14 protein-coding genes are annotated in these 21,742 nt (G+C 72.9%); 2 read left to right on the top strand and 12 right to left on the bottom strand.

From position 1 onward, the window contains the following. Positions 1-30: 30 nt before the first annotated feature. The 5 genes from AB0N31_RS22130 to AB0N31_RS22110 all read right to left on the bottom strand — a co-directional run bounded on the left by AB0N31_RS22130 (position 31) and on the right by AB0N31_RS22110 (position 10,435). Positions 31-627, bottom strand: coding sequence for a flavin reductase family protein (locus AB0N31_RS22130; protein WP_366060110.1), 597 nt, complete (start codon positions 625-627; stop codon positions 31-33). After that, positions 614-2,596 (bottom strand): anthranilate synthase family protein, encoded by a 1,983-nt coding sequence (locus AB0N31_RS22125; protein WP_366060109.1) that lies wholly within the window; start codon positions 2,594-2,596, stop codon positions 614-616. The genes AB0N31_RS22130 and AB0N31_RS22125 overlap by 14 nt, the downstream gene beginning before the upstream one ends. Then, entirely contained in the window at positions 2,593-3,810 is a 1,218-nt protein-coding gene (locus AB0N31_RS22120) for a 3-deoxy-7-phosphoheptulonate synthase (RefSeq protein WP_366060108.1), read from the bottom strand. Before AB0N31_RS22120 ends, AB0N31_RS22125 begins: the two co-directional genes overlap by 4 nt. Positions 3,811-3,891: 81 nt before the next feature. Further along, positions 3,892-8,499 (bottom strand): amino acid adenylation domain-containing protein, encoded by a 4,608-nt coding sequence (locus AB0N31_RS22115; RefSeq protein ID WP_366060107.1) that lies wholly within the window; start codon positions 8,497-8,499, stop codon positions 3,892-3,894. 103 nt (positions 8,500-8,602) lie between these two features. Further along, on the bottom strand, positions 8,603-10,435 hold the full coding sequence (locus AB0N31_RS22110; protein ID WP_366060106.1) for a non-ribosomal peptide synthetase: 1,833 nt from the start codon (positions 10,433-10,435) through the stop codon (positions 8,603-8,605). A gap of 604 nt (positions 10,436-11,039) precedes the next feature. Between AB0N31_RS22110 and AB0N31_RS22105 the strand changes: the two genes are divergently transcribed. After that, a complete protein-coding gene (locus AB0N31_RS22105; protein ID WP_366060105.1) occupies positions 11,040-11,504 on the top strand; it encodes a MarR family transcriptional regulator in 465 nt (154 codons plus the stop codon). Positions 11,505-11,601: 97 nt separating this feature from the next. Then, complete coding sequence (locus AB0N31_RS22100) at positions 11,602-12,426, top strand: NAD(P)H-binding protein (protein ID WP_366060104.1); 825 nt, start codon at positions 11,602-11,604, stop codon at positions 12,424-12,426. Positions 12,427-12,760: 334 nt separating this feature from the next. On the opposite strand, the gene AB0N31_RS22095 is transcribed toward AB0N31_RS22100, so the two are convergent. From AB0N31_RS22095 to AB0N31_RS22065, 7 genes are all read right to left on the bottom strand, one after another. Continuing rightward, complete coding sequence (locus AB0N31_RS22095; protein ID WP_366060102.1) at positions 12,761-14,989, bottom strand: bifunctional serine/threonine-protein kinase/ABC transporter substrate-binding protein; 2,229 nt, start codon at positions 14,987-14,989, stop codon at positions 12,761-12,763. 13 nt (positions 14,990-15,002) lie between these two features. Continuing rightward, on the bottom strand, positions 15,003-17,231 hold the full coding sequence (locus AB0N31_RS22090) for a bifunctional serine/threonine-protein kinase/ABC transporter substrate-binding protein (protein ID WP_366060101.1): 2,229 nt from the start codon (positions 17,229-17,231) through the stop codon (positions 15,003-15,005). Beyond that, entirely contained in the window at positions 17,231-18,028 is a 798-nt protein-coding gene (locus tag AB0N31_RS22085) for a hypothetical protein (RefSeq protein ID WP_366060100.1), read from the bottom strand. Before AB0N31_RS22085 ends, AB0N31_RS22090 begins: the two co-directional genes overlap by 1 nt. A gap of 203 nt (positions 18,029-18,231) precedes the next feature. Beyond that, positions 18,232-18,657 carry a MazG-like family protein gene (locus tag AB0N31_RS22080; protein WP_366060099.1) on the bottom strand — a complete coding sequence of 142 codons (426 nt, stop codon included), beginning with the start codon at positions 18,655-18,657 and terminating at the stop codon, positions 18,232-18,234. A 55-nt stretch (positions 18,658-18,712) separates the two neighbouring features. Further along, on the bottom strand, positions 18,713-19,258 hold the full coding sequence (locus AB0N31_RS22075; protein ID WP_366060098.1) for a DoxX family membrane protein: 546 nt from the start codon (positions 19,256-19,258) through the stop codon (positions 18,713-18,715). A gap of 161 nt (positions 19,259-19,419) precedes the next feature. After that, a complete protein-coding gene (locus AB0N31_RS22070) occupies positions 19,420-20,112 on the bottom strand; it encodes an ABC transporter ATP-binding protein (protein ID WP_366060097.1) in 693 nt (230 codons plus the stop codon). A 41-nt stretch (positions 20,113-20,153) separates the two neighbouring features. Beyond that, on the bottom strand, positions 20,154-21,614 hold the full coding sequence (locus AB0N31_RS22065; RefSeq protein WP_366060096.1) for an ABC transporter permease: 1,461 nt from the start codon (positions 21,612-21,614) through the stop codon (positions 20,154-20,156). Positions 21,615-21,742: the final 128 nt, after the last annotated feature.

Here is a 21,742-nt window from a genome sequence, read left to right as displayed (position 1 = left end):
CGGTCACATCGTCCCTCTCCGTCATGTGCGTCAGTCCCTTGTCTCGTGTGTCTCGTCGCAGGCGTGGAAGTGCTCCACCGGGTCCATGCCGTCCAGGCACAGCGACCAGGCGCCGCCGGACTCGTCCGGTGCCAGGGCCGGAAAGGAGCCGCGATGGAACAGCAGCGGCCGTCCCGGACGGCTCTCGAACTTCTCGACGCTGCCTATGTGCAGCGTGTGGTCGCCTCCGTCGTGCACCTGCCAGGGGCGACAGACGAGATGGGCCACCGTGCCGGCCAGCCGCGGATGCGGTCCGCTCTCGTCCACCCACGGCACCGGGCCCGGCATGGGGCGGCCGGCGAAGTGCAGGGCGAGGTCGCGTTGCGTCTCGTCGAGGATGTTGACGACGTACCCGCCGTCCTCCAGCAGCAGCGCACCCGCACGGCTGCGCCGGTCCAGGGCCACCAGGGCCAGGGGCGGGTCCAGCGACACCGAGGTGAACGCGTTGACCGTCGTGCCGTGGACGATGTCGCCCCGCCGGCAGGTGATCACGGTGACCCCGGTGGCGAACTGGCCCATACAACTGCGCAGTGCGCGCGGGTCGATCGGGCGGGGCGCGGTGCGTACGCCCCCGTCAGGCATGTTCATGGGTCCCCCTGCTCTCGTGGACGGACTCCCGGCCCGTCCCGGCCGGTGCCAGCGCACCGGTCAGCAGATCGGCCAGGATGCCGGGGCCGTCCTCGGTCAGGAACGACTCCGCGTGGAACTGGATGGTGGACAGGGCCGGTCCGCGCAGGGCGATGACCTCGTCGCCGAGGCGCTGCACCTGGACGGTCGAGCCGGACAGGGGCGGACGCAGCCAGTCGTCGTCCGCGCGCGCGGTGAAACTGTTGTAGAAGCCGGCCGTGCGCGCCCTGCCCCACAGCGGGACTCGCAGCCTCCTGCCCTGCGCCGGATCGGGCAGCCTGGCGACGGGCAGTCCCAGAAGGGTGCACACCACCTGGTGCCCGAGGCAGACCGCGGCGAGCGGCAGACCGCCCGCGAGCCGTTCGGCGGCCACCGCCCGCAGGGCGAGCACCCGCGGGTTCGCGGAGTCCCGCGGATCACCGGGCCCCGGGCCGAGCAGGACGACGCCCCGGGCGCCGAAGGCGCCACCGGCCCCGGCGGGTTCCTCCGCGCGGTACCACGGCACCAGCCGCACCGCGCACCTCAGCGACCGCAACTGGTAGGCGAGCATGGAGGTGAAGCCGTCCTCGGCGTCGACGATCGTGACCTCGGCGCCCACGGCACCCGCCGGACCGGTGCCGCCGAGCCAGAAGTCCGCCAGCCCCTCGTTGCGCGCGGCCAGCGCGCCGCGCACCGCAGGGGCGTCGGTCAGCCCGGCGGCGGGGGCCCGGACGGGAGCCTTCGCCGTCCGCCGTCCGGACAGCGCGTCGAGCAGGCCGGACAGCTTGGCGGTGGTCTCCGCCGTCTCGTTGGCGGGCACCGATTCCCGCACCACGGTGGATCCCGCCGTAAGCCGGACCGTGCCGTCCGCACCGAGGTCCGCCGTGCGCAGCATGATGGCGGCGTCCAGCCGGCGCTGCCCGCCCTCGTGGCCCGACAGCGCGATGACCCCGCTGTAGTAGCCGCGTCCCTGCGGTTCGTAGCGCTCGATCACCCGGCAGGCGTTCTCCACCGGGCTGCCCGTCACCGTCGGCGCCGGCATGGTGGTGCGCAGGATCTCGGTGAGCGGACGCTCCGAGCGCCCCGAAAGGTAGTACTCGGTGTGCGCGAGCCGGGACATCCACTTCAGGGACGGGCCGCTGACCCGCACGTCCCGGCCGCACAGGGACGTCATCATCTTGAGCTCTTCGTCCACCACCATGTAGAGCTCGTCGGTCTCCTTGGGGTCCCGCAGGAAACGCAGCAGCCCCGGCAGATCCACGCCCGTCCCCGGGTACCGGTAGGTCCCGCTGATCGGATTCATGTCCACCCGGTCACCGCGGACGCGCACCTGCTGCTCCGGGGTGCTGCCGATCAGGTACCGGTCCCCGGTGAACACCAGGAACGTCCAGTACGCGCCGGTCTCCGCCGTCACCAGCCCGCGCAGCACCGCGAGCGCGGCGGCCCGGTCGAAGTCGCGGATCCGGCCGTGCAGACTGCGGGCCAGCACGAAGTTGGAGCCCTCGCCGCGGTGGATCTCGCGGTGGACGATGCTGTCCACCGCGGCCGCGTACCCGTCGTCGTCGACGTCGAAGCGGGGGTCCTCCACCCGCGGCGCCCGGTCCGGCAGGCAGTCCAGCAGGCGGTCCAGCGGTACCCGCCGCTGCTCCCGCACCTCCATGGCCAGCAGAGGCTCGCAGTCGTCGGGGTACGCGAAACCGCGCTCGCGGATCTGCCGGTAGGGGGCCAGTACCAGGGTGCCCGTCCCGTCCGCCCCCCGGGCCGCCGGGCCGGGGCGGTCCAGGCCCAGGGCATCGAGGTCGTCCGCGCGGCGGACCGGACCGCTCAGGATCTCGACGGATGCCGCGCGGTCGGCCCCGGGCCGGTGCAGCACCGCGAAGGGCCGGCCCGGCGGCGGCAGCAGCGCGTCGGGTGCCCAGGCCCGTACGGCGGGCTCGGGGTCCGCGCTCATGCCGCCGCTCCCACCGGAAGACGCCAGTGAGCCGCGGCGGCCACGGCCTGGACGAGGCTGAGCCGGGGGTCGCACAGGCTCCGGTAGCCGGGACCCGGCACCGGGGACCGGCCCGCTCCGTCGCATTCGGAGATGTCGTCGGGGGACGCCTCCAGATGGAGCCCGGCGCACCGCCCGGAGTTCTCCGACACCACATCGATGCACTGCCTGATCTCGGACATGATCGCGTCGAGCTTGCGCGTCTTGAGCCCGTCGGGCGTCTTGACGGTGTTCCCGTGCATGGGGTCGCACATCCACAGCACGGGGTGCCCGGCCTGCTTCACGGCCCGCACCAGCGGTGCCAACCGGGCGACCTGCCCCGCGCCGAACCGGGCGATGAGGGTGAGCCTGCCGGGCGTGCGGTGCGGGTCGAGCACCGCACACACGGCCAGCACCTCGTCCGTCGTCGCTTCCGGGCCGATCTTGCACGCCACCGGGTTGTCCAGTTCGGCCATCAGCCGCACGTGCGCGTTGTCCGCCTGGCGGGTGCGCTCGCCGATCCAGGGCCAGTGCGTGGAGGCCAGGTAGCTGCCGCCCTCCCCGTGCCGCCGGACCTGGGGCAGTTCGTAGTCCAGCAGGAGTGCCTCGTGGCTGGTCCACACCCGCGTCTGCGGCGGGGCGCCCTCGCCTCGCCCGAGCCGGTCGATGGCGGTGACGGCGCAACGGGCGGCCTTCATCCCCGCGAGGATGCGGGAAGGGTCGGGTGTGCGGGCCGCCCGGTGCGGGTCCGGTGCGTTGACGAGCGGGCCCCGGAACACCGGGAGCCGGTCCTCGTGCACGGTCTCCCAGTCCTGGGAACGGGGCTTCGAGAACTGGCCGGCCATCCGTCCGACGCGCAGGACGGGCAGCCCGGAACTCGTGCACATGATGTCCCCGAGCACGTCGAGCATCTCCACCTTGCGGGCGATGTCGCGCGGTTCGCACTCGGTGGTCAACTCCACGCAGTCGCCGGCCTGGAGCAGGCAGAACTCGCCTTCGGCGGCCCGGGCGAGCAGTCCGCCGAGGGCCTTGACGCTGTCGTACGAGACCAGGGGCGGCTCACCGGCCAGGCGTTCGTGCACCTGGGGGAGGAGGGAGCGGTCGGGCCACTGGGGCTGTTGACGGGCGGGCAGTCCGGCCACCATCGAGGCGATCAACGGATCGTGTTCGGCGCCCGGCAGGGAGTTTCGAGACATGCTGTCGGCCTTCGCTATGAGGCGGCCAGTGGGGTGGACGCCTGCGGATGTCTGGAAGGGGAGAGCCGCTGAACCGCTGCCCTACGCACTCTGCCGCGCGTGGTGCGGGCCGGTCAGCTGCCCGGTCGAGCCGAAGTAGCGGATCATGCGGGAGAGGGACCGGCGGTCGATGTCGGGGTAGCGCAGCCCCAGACGTTCGAGCAGCCGGGACGTCTTCTCGTTGCCGTACGTGTTCTCGCCGAGTTCCAGCGCGCCTTCCCGGAACAGCGGGACGGCCGCCGCGAGGGCGTTGCCCCCGGGAAGGCGGGCCGATTCCTCCAGGCGCGTCAGCCACTCGTCGGCCGGCACCGTCTCCAGCGGGTAGCCGCACTCGCGGACGGCGGCGTGCACCGGGGTGAAGTCGGAGCCGCGCGGGTGGAAGAGGTGGAACGTCGCGCCGTCGGCGGAGGGATCGCGGGAGAGGGCGACGACGGCCCGGCTGACGAAGTCCACCGGCAGCAGGTCCGTCGTCAGCTCCTCGGCGGGCGGGGCCGAACCGAGTTCGATGAAGCTCTTGATCTGGCGCCACAGGAAGTCGTCGGCCTGGCAGGCGCCGCTGACGCTGTCCCCGGAGATCCGGCCGATGCGGTAGACGGTCACCGGCATACCGCGTTCACGCGCCAGCCGTGCGATCCCCTCGGCCACCCACTTGCTCCGGGTGTAACCGATACCGAGCCCCTCGCACGTTTCGGGCACCGCCTCCTCGGTGATCGGCCCGGCTCCCCGGCCGGGGGCGAACACCGCGATGGTCGACATGTGGTGCACCGGCTTGAGCCGCCCCGTGGCGGCGAACTCCAGCACGGACCGCAGACCGTCGACGTTGGTCGGCTTCACCGAGGCGTACGGGAGGACGAAGTTGATGTGCGCCGCCGCGTGGTAGACCACCTGGACCGAACCGGTCAGCTCCACGTGGTCCGTGTCGGACAGCCCCATGCGCGCGCGGGTGAGGTCTCCGGGGACGGCGCGCACCCGCTCCCAGGCGATGTCGTCCGCGATGCCGTACACGGTCGCCGTGGCGCGCAGCCGTTCCAGGGCGGCCTGCGGATCGGCCGCGCGCACCAGGCAGGTGACCGTGGTGCCGGGGACGGCTGTCAGGTCCCGCAGAAGGTAGCTGCCGAGGAAGCCGGTCGCGCCGGTCAGCAGGACCCCGGTCGCGGCGGCCACCGGGACTGTTTCGCGGTCGCCGGCCCGTACCGTGTCCGGCAGGGTCACATCGCCGCGCAGGTCGGCCGCGGGCGCGGTGAACGCCGTGGTGTCGCCGGCGCGTCGTTCCTCGATCCGCGCGGCCATGCCGGCGACGGTGGGGTTGTCGAACAGGGTCCGCAGCGGTATGTCGATGTCGAACAGCCGCCGCAGGCGGTACACCAGTTCGGTGGCGATGATGCTGTTGCCGCCCAGCGTGAAGAAGTCGTCGTTCCGCCCCATGGACCCGGTTCCCAGCACGTCCGACCACTGGTCGGCGATCTCGCGTTCGGTCCCGGCCCTCGGCCGTTCCGCCGCCCCGGCACGGTCGTCCGCGCGCCGGTCGCGCAGTTCGCCGGCCAGCCTGACGGCCAGTCCACCGCGGTCGATCTTCCCGCTCGGGGTGGTGGGGAGCCGGTCCAGGCGGACGATGTGCGCGGGCAGCATGTAGTCCGGCAGCCGTGCGGCCAGAGCGGTCCGCAGCCGCCCGTCGTCCCCGGTGCCGTCCCCCGTGACCGCGGCGACCAGCCGCCGGTCGCCCGCTCCGAACCCGACCGTCACCACCGCCGAGCTCTTCACCCCGTCGAGGGCGTCGAGGGCGGCCTCGACCTCGGTGGGTTCGATGCGGTAGCCGCGGATCTTGACCTGGTCGTCGGCGCGGCCCAGGTACTCCAGGTCACCGCGCCCGTTCCACCGTACGAGGTCGCCCGTGCGGTAGAGGAGGTCGCCGGCCCCGCCGTACGGATCGGCGACGAAGCGCAGCGCCGTCTCCTCGGGCCTGGCGTGGTAGCCGGGTGAGAGGTGCGGACCGCCGATGTACAGCTCGCCCGTGACGCCGGGCGGGAGGAGTTCACGGTCGGGGCCGAGGACGAGCAGCCGCATGCCCTCGACCGGACGGCCGATGGCCGGGGCCTCGGGCCACTCGCCGGGGTCGCCGGACAGCTCGTGCCAGGTGGCCAGATGGGTCTCGGAGGGGCCGTACATGTTCAGCAGCCGGGCCCGGGGGTGCCGGGCGAAGAACTCCCGGATCTGCGGGGAGACGACCAGGGCCTCGCCCACGGAGGCGACCTCGCGCAGCCCCTCGCACCGCAGGCCCTCCGCGACCGCTATCGCGGCGAACCGCTGGAGCGCGATGTAGGGCAGGTACAGGCGCGTGACGTCGTGCTCGGCGACGAACGCGGCCAGTCGGTGCAGGTCCTTCTGCAGCTCCCCGGGTATCAGGGCGAGCGTCCCGCCGACGCAGAGTGTCCCCAGGATCTCCATCACGGAGACGTCGAAGGAGAGCGTCATGTACTGCAAAGTGGTGCCCTCGGCCCCGCAGGGGGAGATCCGGTGCTGGGCGCGGACCAGATTGCCCACCGTGCGGTCCCGGATGACCACGCCCTTCGGGGCACCGGTCGACCCGGAGGTGTAGACCACGTAGATCTCGTCGTCGGGCGTCCTGGTCCGGCCCGGCGTCGCGGGATCGGCCGCAGCCGTCCGGTCCGCTTCCCGGTCGATCTCGAACCGTCTTGTTCCGGAAGGGAGTTCCGCGCTGACCGTGCTGTCGGTGAGGACGAGGAAGACGTCGGCGTCGTCGAGCATGTACGCCACCCGCTCCGGCGGGTAGGACGGATCCACCGGGACGTAGGAGGCCCCCGACTTCACGACGCCGAGCAGCCCGACGATCATGTCGAACGAGCGGGGCAGGCTGATGCCCACCCGGCGGCCCGCCCCCGCCCCCTCCTCGCGCAGGACGTGGGCGAGCCGGTTGGCCCGTTCGTCCAGTTCCCGGTACGTCCACGAGCGGACGCCGTCCGTCACCGCGACGGCGTCCGGCGTGGCCGACACCTGTCGCTCGAACAGCTCGCCCACCGGCACGGGGCGCGCGCTTTCGTCCACCAGGTCGTTGCGGGCCAGCAGATCCCGCTCCTCGTCGGCGGCCTGCAGGCCGAGATCGCGGACGAGGGCGTCCGGCCCGGCCGCCGCGAACCGGCCCACCAGCCGGCCCAGACGCTCGCTCATGCTCCTCGCCGTGGCCTCGTCGAAGAGGTGCGAGTCGTACTCGAGCGTGCCGTGCAGCCCTTCCTCCTCGCGCGCGAACACCACGGACAGGTCGTACTTCGCGCCGTGCGCCATGCCGCGCCGGACGGACAGCGGGGTGCCGTCGCGGGTGCACTGCGCGGAACCCGGATCGGTCAGCACGAGCATCGTCTGGACGACGGGGGTGTGACCGCTGTTGCGCTCGGGCTTCAGGCGCTCGACGACCTTGTCGAAGGGGGCCCACTTCAGCCGCAGCGCGTCGGTGACCTCCTCGCGTGCCTGCCGCAGGACCTCGCGCACGCTCATCGAGCCCGTGACGTCCTGGCGCAGGACGACCATGTTGACGAAGTAGCCGATGAGATCCCGGGTCTGCGGGTCGTCGCGCAGCGAGACCGGGGAACCGACGAGCACGCGTTCCTGACGCGTCAGCTTGCCGAGGAACACGCCGTACACCGCGAGCAGGGCCATGAACAGCGTCACGCCCTCGCGTTCCGCCAGCCGCTCCAGCCGCTCGGTCACCTCGGCCGGAACACGCAGGGGGACGGTGGCTCCCCGGTGTTCCTGCGCCGCGGGCCGGGGGCGGTCCGCCGGCAGGTCGAGCACGGGCAGTTCCCCGGCCAGCCGGTCGGCCCACTCGTCGAGCAGTTCCGCGGTCCTCTCCGGCGTCAGGTGCTCGCGGTGCCAGTGCGCGAAGTCCGCGTAGTGCGGACGGCCGGGCACCGCCTCCACGGGCATGCCCCGCCCGATCCGGTCGTAGGCGTCGAGGAGTTCCCGCAGGAAGACACCGGCCGAGGCGGCGTCCGAGGCGATGTGGTGGATGTTGCAGACGATCGCGCTCTCCTCGCCCGGCCCGAGCGCACAGGTCACCGAGGTCACCGGCCCGTGCTCCAGGTCGAAGCGGATGTTCGCCACCCGCTGGGCGATGGCGTCCAGTTCCTTCTCGCTGCCGTAGTGCTCGACGCGGTAGTGGAAGGCCGTGTCGTCGTCCGAGACGATCTGGAGGAGCCGGGCGTCGCGCAACGCGTAGGTGGTGCGCAGCACTTCCTGCCGGCGCAGCACCCCGGCGACGGAGCGGCGCAGCCGCTCCCCGTCGACCCGGAACGGCAGGCGGACCAGGAACGGCCCGTTGTACGCCTCCGGTGTGGGGAGGTACTGGTCGATGAGCCAGATACCGCGCTGGCCGAACGAAGCCTCCGTCGCGTTGCCGGTCCGCGGCGCGGATCCGGCTTCCACCTCGTGCCCGCGGGTACGGGGGCGCCCCCGCGCGGTGCGCTCGGCCACCGCTGCCGCGGTGCCCTCACGGCGGAGTTCGGCGGCCGGCAGGTCGACGGCGAACACGGCCCGCAGCACCGCGCTCAGCTCGTCCAGCCGCTCGGGATCGTCGCAGCACTCGGAGAATTCCTGGTCCGGCCCGAGGCCGGGCGCCTGGAGCGTGCTCCGCGCCAATTCCAGTATTGCTGAGGTCAAAGGGTTGTTCACGGTTCCGTCGCCCTCCGCAGACGTAACGCGACCGGGGCAGCGCGTGTGCCGGTCGCTGTCGGGAACTCCGTCAGCCGCTGGACGTCGAGGTGCTCCGCGCCTGGTCACGGGTCTCCTCGATGAAACGCGCCAGTTGCTCCACCGTGCCGTGCCGGAAAACCGACTCGGTGGTGATCTCGATTCCGAATATCTTCTGCAGGCGGGAGGCGAGCTGCACGAAGTGGAGGGAGTTCCCGCCATGACCGAGGAAGGAATCGGTGGTCGAGAAGTCGTCCATTCCGGAAATCTCGATCCAGGACTGCAGGACGACTGCTTCGAGCGGGTTCTGCATGGCTGTTCCGCCTTTCTCTTCGGTGGACTTCCGCTTCGGGGAACCGGATGGCCCGGGGAGGGTGAGCGCGGTGCGGTCGATCTTTCCGTTCACGTTCGTCGGCATCTTCTCGAGATGACGAAAGGAGGAGGGGACCATGTAGGAGGGCAACTGCTCGGAGAGCCGGCGGACCAGGTCCGAGGGGTCGGCCGGCGTGCCGTCACGGGTGGTGTAGAAGGCGACGAGACGCTTTTCGCGGGTGTCGTCCTCGAATGCCTTCACCGCCGCTTCCCCGATCCCGTCGAGGGAGCGCATCGCCAGGGTCACGGCACTGGTCTCCACCCGGAACCCGCGGATCTTCACCATGCTGTCGGACCGCCCGACCAGCACGATGTCGCCGTCCGCGGTCCGCCGTGCCAGGTCGCCCGTGTGGTAGAGCAGCCCGCCGTCGGGTGCCGGGGTGAACTTCTCGGCGGTCAGCTCCGGCCGGCCGGCGTACCCCTGGGCCACGCCGGTCCCGCCCACGCACAGTTCCCCCACCTCGTCGGTGCCGCAGGGGCGCATCGCCGGGTCGTACACCTCCAGCGTGACCGTCGGGAGCGGCTTGCCGATCGGCACCGTGCCCCGGCTGTCCACCTCGTCGGCCGACGTCATCGGGTACAGGGCGGTGATCGAGGAGTTCTCCGTGCAGCCGTAGCCGTTGTAGAGGGTCGCGTCGGTGTGCGCCATGGCCTTGCGCAGGTGGGCGGGGGAGGGGAAGTCGCCGCTGAGCAGTACGATCCGGACGTTCCTCAGACACTCCGGCTCGTGGTCGACCAGCGCGTTGAACAGGCCGCACGGAAGACTGAGCACGGTCGCGCCCCGTTCCTCCACGGCCTCGCGCAGCACGGGGAGGGACGGCAGCCCGGGTGGCATCGGCAGCAGCGTGGCGCCGTGCAGGAGGGCGAGCCAGATCTCGATGGTCGAGGCGGCGAAGGAGAAAGCGGCCGACTGGGTCAGACCGTCCTGCGGGGTGATGTCGAGGGCGCCGTTGTGGGGGCCCAGCCGCGCCAGTCCGCGGTGCGCGATCCGGACGCCCTTGGGCTTCCCCGTGGAACCGGAGGTGTACATGAGGAACGCGGTGTCCTCCGGCCCGATGCCGAGGTCCGCGTCGCCGTCGTTCAGGCCCTCGCTCCGCCGCACCAGGTCGTGCAGTGCGAGTGCGCCCTCGCGGGCGCTGTGGGGAAGGCCGCCCGGGTCGTCGCAGACCACCAGTGACGTTCCGGCTTCGTGCAGGATGCGGCCGACGAACTCCGTGGGATGCCCGGGATCGAGCGGCACCACGCAGCCGCCGGCCTTGAGGGCCGCGAGCAGGACGGCGTAGAGGTCCAAAGACCGGCGCATGTGCACACCGATGCGGTCGCCTCTCGCCACCCCCTGGTCGACGAGATGACGTGCCATGCGGTTGGCCCGCCGGTTGAGCTGGTCGTACGTGACACGTTGCGTGCCCTGCGCCAGGGCTATGGCCCCGCTGTTGTCACGGACCGCTTCCTCGAACAGGGCGGTAAGGACGAGTGGGGGGCCCGATGATAAATGGGAGGGATTATTTTCCATTATCGCTGATCTCCTCGGCGTGCTGTCCGAAGGAATGGCTTCAGCGATCTCACTGGTGCGTTCTGCGAGAAACGCGAGCCGGGGTGGTGAATTCTTCAGCGTACGGTACGGAAATATGGTTTCCGCATGGAAACCGATGCTAATCACAAGTTGGCGACGATGTCAAACTCCTCTGGTTCGGGCCGAGTTGGGCGAACAATTCGGGTACGCCGTCCGCGGTCCCGGCCGGAAGGAATCGAGGCAGGAGACGCTTTCCCTCCCCTGGCGCAGGCCGGGCTGGTGCGATTGCTTGGTGCGACGGCTCCCCTGCGGAAGCCGCTTCGATGCCATCGAAGCGTTACGGTCGGCCGGCTCCCCACCGGCCATGGACTCCGGTACCCCCGGTTCGGAGGCCCACGCCCCTGATGGTGTCCTCAGGGCAACCATTTTTCCGGACCTGCCGCCGACTGCGACCACGACTGCGGCACCGTCTCCGACCGGTGGCCCGTCCGACGGCACGGCGGCGCTGCCCGGCGCGGTCCGGCGGCGTTCGGTCGTGTCATCGGCGTGGCCGCTTGATATCGTGGAACCCCCCCCACCGGTAACCCCGTACCGGAAAGCACCCATGACTCCACAAGACGGCTCGATGTCCCCCTGGTCCTCGGAACCCAGCCGTCTGGAGGCGGCCCTGACCCACCTGCAGTGCCTTCTGGTCGCACGGCGGTCACGCGCCAACCCCGAGGGTGTCAACTGGCACCAGTACGACGTCCTGGAACTGCTGCGGGTGCGGGGCTCCATGAGGCCCTCCGAACTGAGCGCCGCGCTCGACGTCTCCCGGCAGTCCACGTCGAAGGCCCTGCGGGTGCTCAAGGACCTGAACCTGGTGACCCAGAGGGCCTCGGGGGAGGACCGGCGCGAACTGAGCACCTCGCTCACCCCGGAGGGAGAGGCGTTCCTCACGCGGATCGCCCGGGGCCGCCAGGACATCGGCCAGCTCGCCGCCTCCGTTCTGACCGAGGGCGAGGGCGCCCTGTTCGCGGAGCTCTGCGAGAAGGTGGCCGCGGCCATGGAGGCGGAACCCGTACGGTGACTTCCACCGCACCCGTACGGTGACTTCCACCGCACCCGTACGGTGACTCCCGCCCGGCGCGCCATTGCCGCCCGGCGGGTCTCTCGTTGCGCCGAGTATGAGCAACGCACCCATTCTCGTTCTCGGTGCCCGCGGTTCGACCGGCCGCAGGGTCCTCGCCCGCTTGCGGGACGCCCACTGGCCGGTGCGGCCGGCCTCCCGCGGTACCGGCATCCCGTTCGACTGGAACGACGACACCACCTGGGAGCCGGTGCTGGCCGGGACCGAGCGCGTCTACCTGATGCTCCCGCACGAACTGCCGCTCAGGCAGGACTTCATCCGGTGCGCGGTCACGGCGGGCGTACGGCGGCTGGTCCTGCTCTCCAGCCGTGCCGTCGAGGAGATGGGGGACGACCGTCTGATGGCGGCCGAGCGGATGGTGCGCGACGCCGAGGCGGACTGGACCGTCGTACGGGCGGACTGGTTCAACCAGAACTTCGACGAGGGCGTCTTCCGCCAGGCGGTGCTCGACGGCACGCTGGCACTGCCGTTGGGGGAGTGCCGCCAGACGTTCGTCGACGCGGACGACATCGCCGCCGTGGCCGCCGCCGCCCTGACCGAGAAGGGCCACGCCGGCAGGACGTACGAGGTGACAGGACCCGACGCCCTGTCCTTCGCGGACGCTCTGGCCGTCATCGGGCACGCCACCGGCCTCCCCCAGGTCTTCCACGGCGACAACGACACCTACCGCGCCGCCCGCCTGGCAGAGGGCAGGTCGGCCGAGACCGTGGAGCGCGAGATCGGCGCGTACACGTCCCTGGCCGCCCTGGGCGACGCCCGGCCGTCGGACACGGTCCACCGGGTCACCGGCCGGCATCCGAAGACGTTCGAGACCTACGTGAGGGAGGCCGCCGCGTCGGGCGCCTGGGCGCGCACCCCGTGAGGCGCGTCCGCCGGAGACGCGGCGCCTCCGGCGGGGCCACGGCCGCTCGTCGCCGTGCCCGGCGGCGGCGATGCGGCAGGGGTTGTCCCGTCGGGCACCGGGGGCGGCCGGTCCGGGCGGGTGCCGCAGACCTCCACGCGGACCTGGGTCGTGGCGGGGGAGAGACGTGCCTCGAAGCCCCGGCCGGGGCAAGGGCGTGGGTGACGGCCGAGGAGACCGTGCGGCGCGCGCGTCGAGTCCGGGGACGCGCAGGAACTGCCCCGCGCTGTGCGGTCGACAGCGAACGGTGTCGTGCGGCGTGTTCCCGCTGGGGGCCGGTCGCGGCCGTTCCCCCTCAGGAGACCGCCGCCTCCTGGTACTGCCCCAGGTACCGGAACGCCCCGTCCGCGGCGCGGAACAGGAACATCGCGTCGTGGTTGTAGCCGTACCCCTGCTCGAACCGGACGGTCCTGGTGATGCCCCGGTACGTGATCTCGGGCATCCGGCGGGCGATCGCGCCCCGTTCCGTCAGCGCCGAGCCGTCCTCGGTGCAGGCCTGCGCCAGGAACATGACGGCGTCGTGGGCCTCCGCCGCGTACCAGCCGGGGTCGGTGCCGTAGCGGGCGCGGTAGGCCTTCGTGAAGGCGCGGGCGGCCGGGCGGGCCGTCGGGTCGGTGAAGGAGGTGACGAAGACCCAGCCGGTCGCGGCGGCGCCGGCCGAGGTGAGGAACCGCGGGGCGAAGGCGCGTTCCGTCGCCAGCCGGGCGCCGGTGAACCGGGCGCTGCGCAGCGCCGACGCGAGTCCGGCGGCCCGGTCCGCGTCGCCGGTGAAGACGACCGCGTCCGCGCGGGCGGACACCACCGCGGCGGCGAGAGCGGCGTGGTCGATCCTGCCGGCGGCGACACCGGTCACCGTCGCGTCGCGGCCGTTCCGCCGCAGCGCCTGCCCGGTCTGGTCGCACAGGGCCCAGGCGAAGTCGCCCTGCGCCCGGTCGTCCACGAGGAACGCCCTGCGGGCGTCGACGTGGTTGCTGAGGTAGCGGATGCAGGGGGCGGCGAGGAGCCCGTTCGTGACGCTCAGCGCCGCATGGCAGTGGAACACGCTCGTGTCGGTCGTCGCGCGCTGCGTGTCGACGCCCACCGACACCGACACGACGGGCATCACCGCCTTGGTGTACGTGACCTCGGACGCGAGGAAGCAGGCGTCGGTGGTGGGGCCCAGCACGGCGAGGACGTCGGCGTCCTTCGCCAGCCGACCGGCCAGCTCATCGGCCCGCTTCGGGTCGCCGCCGTCGTCGTACGTCCGCAGCTTCAGCCGGAAGGGGTGGTCGCTCCCGGCGTTGATCTGCTCGACGGCCAGCCGGGCCGCCTCCAACTGGGCCTTCCCGGTCTCCTTCCGGGCGCCGGTCAGATCGCCGTGGAACGCCACGACCAGCTCGGGACGCGGACGGACGGTCCCGGACGGCCCCGACGCCGGCCGGGTGCTCCACCACCAGGCCCCGCCACCGCCCGCCGCCAGCACGCCCGCCGTCGATCCGAGGAGCAGGAAGCGGCGGCGGCCGACGGCGCGGGCGGGGGGCCGGGGGGCCGTGACGGCCGTCAGCGTCGCGGCCTCCGGTGAGGGTGACACCGTGTCCGGCGGCGGCACGGCCAGCGGCACCCGGGTCGGCTCGATCGCGCCGATGGCGAGCACGGCGGCGGAACGGTCGTTGATCAACCGGGTGACCGGCGAGGGCAACCAGTCCGACCGCTCGGCGGAACCGGCTTCCGTCCCTCCCGCTCCTTCCCCGAGCGCCTCGCGCAGGCGCGCGAGACCGGGACGGCCGGACGGATCCTTGTGCAGACAGGCTCTCAGCACGGGTGCCAGAGCGTCCGGGACCGCCGCCGGGTCCGGTTCGTCGTAGACCGTGCGCAGCAGCATGCCGGCCGCCGCGCCGTCGCCGAACGGCCGTACCCCGGTCGCGGCGAACGCCAGCACGCACCCCAGCGAGAACACGTCGCTGGGCGGGCCGATCTCGCCGCCCCGGGCCCGTGCCTGCTCCGGCGACAGGAAGCCGGGCGAGCCGACGATCACGCCGCTGGAGGTGAGCGCGGTGGCCTCCGGCGCGCGGGCGATCCCGAAGTCGATCAGCCGTGGCCCGTCCGGGGCCAGCAGGACGTTGCCCGGCTTCACGTCGCGGTGCACGAGACCGGCCCCGTGCACCGCCTCCAGCGCCTCGGCGAGCCGCACGCCCAGCACCCGCACCGAGGCGAGCGGCAGCGGCCCGAAGGTGTCCACCGTCTCGGCGAGCGAGGGCCCCGGTACGTACGGGGTCGCCAGCCACGGCGTCTCCGCGTCGGCGTCCGCGTCCAGCAACGGGACCACCCAGCGGCTGTCCACCTGCCGGGCGGCCTCCACCTCACGGTGGAAACGGGCCCGGAAGCCCGTCCCGTCGGCGTACGAGGAACGGACCGTCTTCACCGCGGCGATCGCCCCGCCCGGCGCGCGGGCCAGGAAGACCACGCCCATGCCGCCGGCGCCCAGTCGGCGCAGCAGGCGGTAGCGGCCGATCCGGGACGGGTCGCCGGTCCGCAGCGGCTCCATCAGACGGGCTCCATCAGACGGTGAGCGGCGCGGGACCGTCGTACACGAAGTCGCCCTGCGCGACCCGCCAGAGGTAGCCGCCGTTGCCGTCGATGACCACCAGGCCGATCAGGCCCTTCTGCTCGAAGGCGAACGGTTTCGTGATGCCCTCGTACTTCCCCGCCCGCACGGCCGCGAGCAGGTTCGCCCGGGTGCGCTTCTTCGCCGGCAGCCCGGACAGGGCCTTCAGCAGCATCCCGGTCACGTCGTAGGCCTCCGCCGCGTACCGGGGCGGAGCCTCCTCGAAGCGCTCGCGATAGGCGGCGGCGAACTTCCTCGCCTCGGGCTTGCGGGCCGCGTCGATGACCGGGGCCACCATCACCCAGCCCTCGGCCGCCTCCTGGGCCTGCGTCAGGAACCGCGCGTCGAGCAGCGCCGGGCCGGACACCCGCGCACCCGCGAAGGCGCGTTCCCGCAGTGTCGCGGCGATCAACGCCCCCCGGTCGGGCAGGCCGGCGAAGAACACGGAGTCGGCGCCGGCGGAGAGCACCCCGTCCACGGCGTTGCCGAAGTCGCGGCGCATCGCGCTGACCACTTCCGGAACCGGCGGCTGCCGCGCGTTGCCGAGCTGCGTGCTGAGGGAAGTGCCCAGGTCCGTGGCGTAGTTGCCGGCCGGACGGTCGACGACGAGGCCGACCTTGCGCGAACCGGCTCTTCCGCGAAGGTAGTTGCTCGCGTACACGGCGAGCACCGAGTCGGGCAGCCGTCCGAGCAGGAACGAGCGGTACCCCTGGAGGACGAGGCTGACACTGCCGGGGGACACGGCGACGACCGGCAGCAGTGCGGCATCGTACTTCGCGAGCGCCGCCTGCGCCGTGGCGTCGGTGGTCGGGCCGACCACGGCGAGGACCGCCGGATCGTCCGTGAGCTCCGCGGCGAGCCGGGCCGAGGCCGCCGGATCGCCCGCGTCGTCGACGGCCCTGACCTTCACGGTGAACGGGGCGTCGTCGCGCGCGTTGAACTCCGCGACGGCCAGCCGCAGTCCGCGCTCCTGGGCCTTGCCCGTCTCCCGCTGCGGGCCACTGAGGTCACCGTGCAGCACGACGGTGTGCACCGGGCGGCGCGAGGACGCGGTGCCGGCAGGGCCGTCGCTTCCCGGACGGCCGTCCCGGGCGGCCGTCCACCACGCTCCGCCCCCGCCCGCCGCCAGCGCCACGACCCCACCGGCGAGCAGCAGGAAGCGGCGCCGGCCGGCCGGACGGGCGTCCTGCGGCTCCGGCGCGCCGGACGTCTCACGCGTGTCGGGCTCCTCCGACCCCGGGGCGGCCGACGCGTCGGCCGGCGCCAGCGTGTGCTCGATGTCCGGCAGCGCGAGCGCGGCGGCCGAGCGCTCGGCGATCATCCGGGCGACCGGCTCGGGCAGCCAGTCGGCCGCCTCCCCGTCCCGGGGAGCGTCGTCGGCCGCCAGTTCCCGCACCAGTTCCCCGGCGGCCGGCCGCCGGTCCGGATCCTTCTCCAGGCAGCGGCCCAGCACCCCGAGCAGGCCCGCGGGCACCCCGTCGAGGTCCGCCGGATCGTGCACGGCCCGGTACAGCAGGGCGTCGACCGTCCCGCTGCCGAACGGCGCCCGGCCGGTCGCCGCGAACGCCAGGACGCACCCGAGGGAGAACACGTCGCTCGCCGGGCCGATGCCGTCCCCGCCGCCGCCCCCGGCCTGCTCGGGCGACAGGTAGCCGGGCGTGCCGACCACCATCCCGGTCGCCGTCAGCGACCGGTCCTCCGGGGCCCGGGCGATGCCGAAGTCGATGAGCCGCGGCCCGTCGTGGGCGATCAGCACATTGCCCGGCTTCAGGTCCCGGTGGACCAGCCCGGCCCGGTGCACCTCGCCCAGCGCCTCGGCCAGCCGGGCGCCGAGCAGCCGCAGCCCGCGCTCCGCCAGGGGCCCGTACGCCGTCACCGCCTCGCCCAGCGACGGGCCGGGCACGAAGGCCGTCGCCAGCCACGGTGCCTCGGCGTCCGGGTCGGCGTCCACCAGCGGCACCGCCCAGGGACTGTCCACCCGCCGGGCCACCTCGACCTCGCGGCGGAACCGCTCCTTGAAGCCCGGCTCCTCGGCGTACTCCGCGAGCAGGACCTTCAGCGCCACCAGCACGCCGCCGGGCGTGCGCGCCAGGTAGACCACGCCCATGCCTCCGGCGCCGAGCCGCCCGAGCAGGCGGTGGTCCGCGATACGTGCGGGATCGGACGAACGCAGCGGCTCCATCAGCTCTTCCCCCCGAGCTCGAACTTCACGCGGTCGAGCATCGCGGCGGTGGCGTGCGACGCGTACTGGTTCAACTCGGCGTTCGAGTAACCCGCGGCGCCCTTCACCGACACCGCCAGGGTCACCGTGCCGAGCCGGGTGACGTACCAGCGGTACGGCTGCTCGTTGCCCCCGGTGACATACGAACCGATCTCCACGACCTGGTCGTCGGCGTAGGTGTTGTCGCCCTGGCCGTAGGGAATGGCGGCGGACATGAGTCCGGAGATCCGCTCATCGGTACGGACCTGCTGCTCCCGGCAGCGCAACGGCTCCTCCAGCGTGACGGCCAGCTGCTCGTCGGCGTCGCGGACCGTGGCGTGCACGGTGACCGCCGCGGTCACCTTGATCTCGCCCTTGCCCGCGGTGCCGGGAAGCTCGCTGTAGCGGGACCGGGAGGCCAGGACATCCCCGGGGAGCGCCCGCCGCTCCCACCGGCACCGTTCGTCGAGCACGGCGACGGTGCCCGGGGCGCTCGCCGCCGGCCGCTGGGCCCGGAAGCCCGCGCCCCACGCCTCCGGCTCCAGCGCGACCGCCTCCGCCAGCGCCTCGGCCTGCCGTTTCGTCCGGGGCACCCGGGCGGGGTCCGCCTCGAACGGCGTCAGCGACGTCGTGTCGCCACCCGAGGAGGACGGAGACGCGGCGGCCGAGGCGGCGCCGGACGCGGCCGCGGACCGGGAGGACGCCGAGGGGCTCGGCTCGGCCGCCTCGTCGTCGGCCCCGGAACCGCAGCCGCCGAGCACGAGGGCCGCCCCGGCCATCGCCGCTCCGACCCGCCATGGCCAAGCTGCCCTGCGCCCAACGCAGTTGCTGTCCATCCCGCCCCCTTCGCCGGCCCCCGCCTCGCGTGCGGTGATCGTACAGAGGGACATACGGTCGCGGCGGGCGGTTCCGCGAACAGCGGGGAACAGCGGGGAACAGCGGGGAACAGCGGGGAACAACACGGGACAGCAGGGGCGCGGAGTCAGCGCGCGTCGGGCCCGGCCCCGCCGACACGTCCCGACGACCGTTTCGCCACCCGCGCCAGGTGCCCCGCGAACACCGCCTCCGCCTGCGGGGTCAGCGTCCGCAGCGCCACCAGCGCCGTGATGGCCACGTCGCACAGTTCGCCCCGCACGTCCTCCCACGTGTGGCTGACGCCCTTGCGGGGGTTCTGGCCGGTCGCGCCGATGACCGCCTGCGCGGCCTCGCCGACCTCCTCCGACAGCTTCAGGACGCGCAGCAGCACGGCCTCCCGGCCGGTGACCGGCTGAGTGGCGTCGAGCCAGGCCCACAGGGCGTCGACGGTGCCCCAGAGATCCGTCCCGGCGGAGGGGGAGGCGCCGGCCGAGGGGGAGGCGGAGGCGGGCGGGTGCGGGGGCCGCGGGGCGTCCGGGTGACTGTCGTCCATGGACGCAGCCTGCCCAGCACGGTCTTCTCCCGAACAACGGCGCCGGTCCGGGCGTTCACTCCTCGAACAACGCCTCCTGCTCGCCCTCCTCGCGCCGCCGCAGCCGCTTGGTGCGCAGGCCCACGACGACCGCGGTGGCCGCCGCCGTCACGCCCAGGGCCGCCGGGACCATCCAGCTCCGGTTGACCGTGTGGCCGAGGGTGTGGTCCAGGGAGAGGCGGCCGGGGCCCGTGACGGCGAGGCCGGCGGCGGTCAGGCCGAGGGAGGCCGCGTGCTCGTAGCCGCCGCTCTGCGCGAAGAAGCCGTTGGGCACGTGGACCGCGGAGGCGCCGGTCATCGCGCCGGCCGCCGCGGCTCCCGCCGCGGGGGTGGCCAGGCCCAGCGCGAGGAGCGCGCCGCCGCCGGCCTCCGCCAGGCCCGCCGCCGTGGCGCTCGCCTTGCCCGGCGCGTACCCGACGGACTCCATGAACTGGCCGGTCCCTTCCAGGCCGTGGCCGCCGAACCAGCCGAACAGCTTCTGCGCGCCGTGCGCCATCAGCACCCCGCCGGTTCCCAGCCGGAGCAGCAGCAGGCCCAGATCACGTCGGTCGTAGCAGGTCACGATGACTCCCGGAGAGATGAGCGGACGAGGGGGTGGGCGCACGGGCGGCGGGCGGACGACGGGAACGACCCCCTTCCGCGTATCCACCGTGGCACCCCGCACACCCGACCGCCCCGCCCCGGCGGCCGTTCGGGTGGCGGGGCGGTCGGGCGCGGTGTCCCTCACCAGGTGGCGGTCGCCGCCCGTTCCGTCAGCGTGATCCTCCCCGCGTCGATCGTCGCCAGCCGCGGTGCCCGCCGGGCGATCGACGAGTCGTGGGTGACCATGACGAAGGTCAGCCCGTACTCGTGCCACAGCCCTTCCAGCAGGCCCATGATGTCGTCGCGGGTGCCCTCGTCGAGGTTGCCGGTGGGCTCGTCGGCGAGCAGCACCTTCGGCTTCTTGACCAGCGCGCGGGCGATCGCCACGCGCTGCTGCTGGCCACCGGAGAGTTCGGCGGGGGCGTGGCCGAGACGCTCGCCGAGCCCGACCGAGCGCAGCGCCTCCGCCGCCCGCTCGCGCCGCTCCGCGGGTCCGACCCCGAGCGGCACCAGGGCCGTCTCCACGTTCTCCTGCGCGGTCAGCGTGGGGATGAGGTTGAACGACTGGAAGATGATGCCGATCTTCTCGGCGCGCATCCGGGTCAGCTTCGCCTCGCTGATGCGGGCGAGGTCCACGCCGTCCAGTTCGACGCTGCCCTCGGTCGGCCGGTCGAGCGCGCCGATCATCTGGAGCAGCGTCGACTTGCCGCCGCCGGTGGGGCCCTGGATGACGAGCTGGTCGCCGTCCTCGATGGTCAGGTCGACGCCACGCAGTGCCTCGACCGTCTCCTTGCCGCGTGTGTAGCGCTTGGTGACGCCGGTGAGCTGGTACATGAGGGTTTCTCCGTAGGGAAGATGACGAAGACGTCGGCGGGTCAGGAAACGCTGCGCAGGGCGTCCGCCGGGCGCATCCGGGAGGCGCGCCAGCCGCCCATGGCGCCGGCGATCAGTCCGCCGGCGACCGCGAGGCCCACCGCGAGGGCGACCGTGGTGAGGGAGACGGGCGCGGACAGCGCGATCTCCATCGTGCCGCCGGCGGCCTGCCCGCCGGGGCCGCCGCCTCCGGGGCCGCCGCCCATCCCGCCGCCGGTGCCGCCGAGTTCCGCCGTCAGCGTCGGGCTGATCGCGGTCACCGTGTACGCCGCCGCGAGGCCGAGCGCGATGCCGAGGACGCCGCCCAGCAGGCCGTTGACCATGGACTCGCCGACCACCTGCCGGGTGACCCGGCGGCTCGGCCAGCCCAGTGCCTTCAGCGTGCCGAACTCCCGCACGCGCCGGGACACGGCGGAGGAGGTGAGCAGCGCGGCCACCAGGAACGCCGCGGCCAGCACCGCGACCGACAGCCACTTGCCGACGCCGGCCGCCAGGTCCGAGGCGGTGGAGAGGGAGCCGGAGACGGTGTCGGCGAGGTCGGCGGAGGTCGTCACGGTCGTACCGGAGATGTTCTTCTGGATGGCCGCCTTGACGGAATCGATCTGCTGCGAGTCGGTCGCCTTGACGTAGATCGTGGTGACCTGGCCGGCCGCGTCGGCGAGCGTCTGGGCCTGCTTCAGCGGCAGGTAGACATCGGTCGTGGACTCGCTGCTCTCGGGGGTGGCGAGGCCGATGACCTTGTACTTCGTCCCGGAGATGGTCAGCGTCGAGCCGACCTCGTACGCGTTCTCCTTGGCGTACGACGTGCTGACGACCGCGACCTTGGCGTTGCTCTGCGCCGAGGTGAAGGTCACGCCGGAACTGATCGCGGAGCCGGCCAGCGGGCCGAGGTCCTGTTCGCCCACGTCGACGCCGGCGACGGAGTAGGAGTTGACGTCGAAGGAGGCGCCGCCGCCCTGCACCTGGGGTGCGGCGGTGCTGCCGCCGCCCCCGCCGGGGCCGCCCTGCCCCTGGGCCTGGCCGCCGGCCGAACTCTCCGCCTTGCCCTGTGTGAAGGAGCCGTCGACCTTGGTGACGTTCAGGGTGAGGGCGCCGACCGCGCTCGCCACCCCCTTCTGTCCGGCGACCTCGGCCACCAGCGAGGACTTCAGGGCCTGACCTCCCTGCGTCATCACCCGGTCCGAACTCTGCTCGGAGTCCTCGTCGTCGTCGGACTTCGCGTCGAACTCGAATCTGGGGCCGCCGGAGCTGTCCCCGGTGGGCGCCGTCCGGGCCTTGGTGACGGTCATGTCGGTGCCGAGGCCGTACAGCGACTGGAGGACCTTGTCCTGTGCCTGCGTCATGCCGGCCGACACCGAGTTGACGGTGATGACCAGGGCGATACCGAGCGCCAGACCCAGGGCGATGACCAGGGCGGCCTTCTTGCGCCGGCCCAGCTCGCGCTTGAGATAGATGCCAAACATCCCGTTCCTCAGAGGTTCTTGGCGCCCGCTGTGGGCGCGGCCTCAAACTAGGGAGGAACCTTTGAGCGACCCTGGGTGGGGGATGTGGGGAAGCTGGGAAAACGCTTCCGAGACCGAATCTTCATCCG

The sequence above is a fragment of the Streptomyces sp. NPDC051051 genome, assembly GCF_040682975.1.
In the GTDB taxonomy this organism is placed as follows: Bacteria; Actinomycetota; Actinomycetes; order Streptomycetales; family Streptomycetaceae; genus Streptomyces.
The sequence above is the reverse complement of the archived record's forward strand: the minus strand, read 5'-3'. Positions and strand labels throughout refer to the sequence as shown.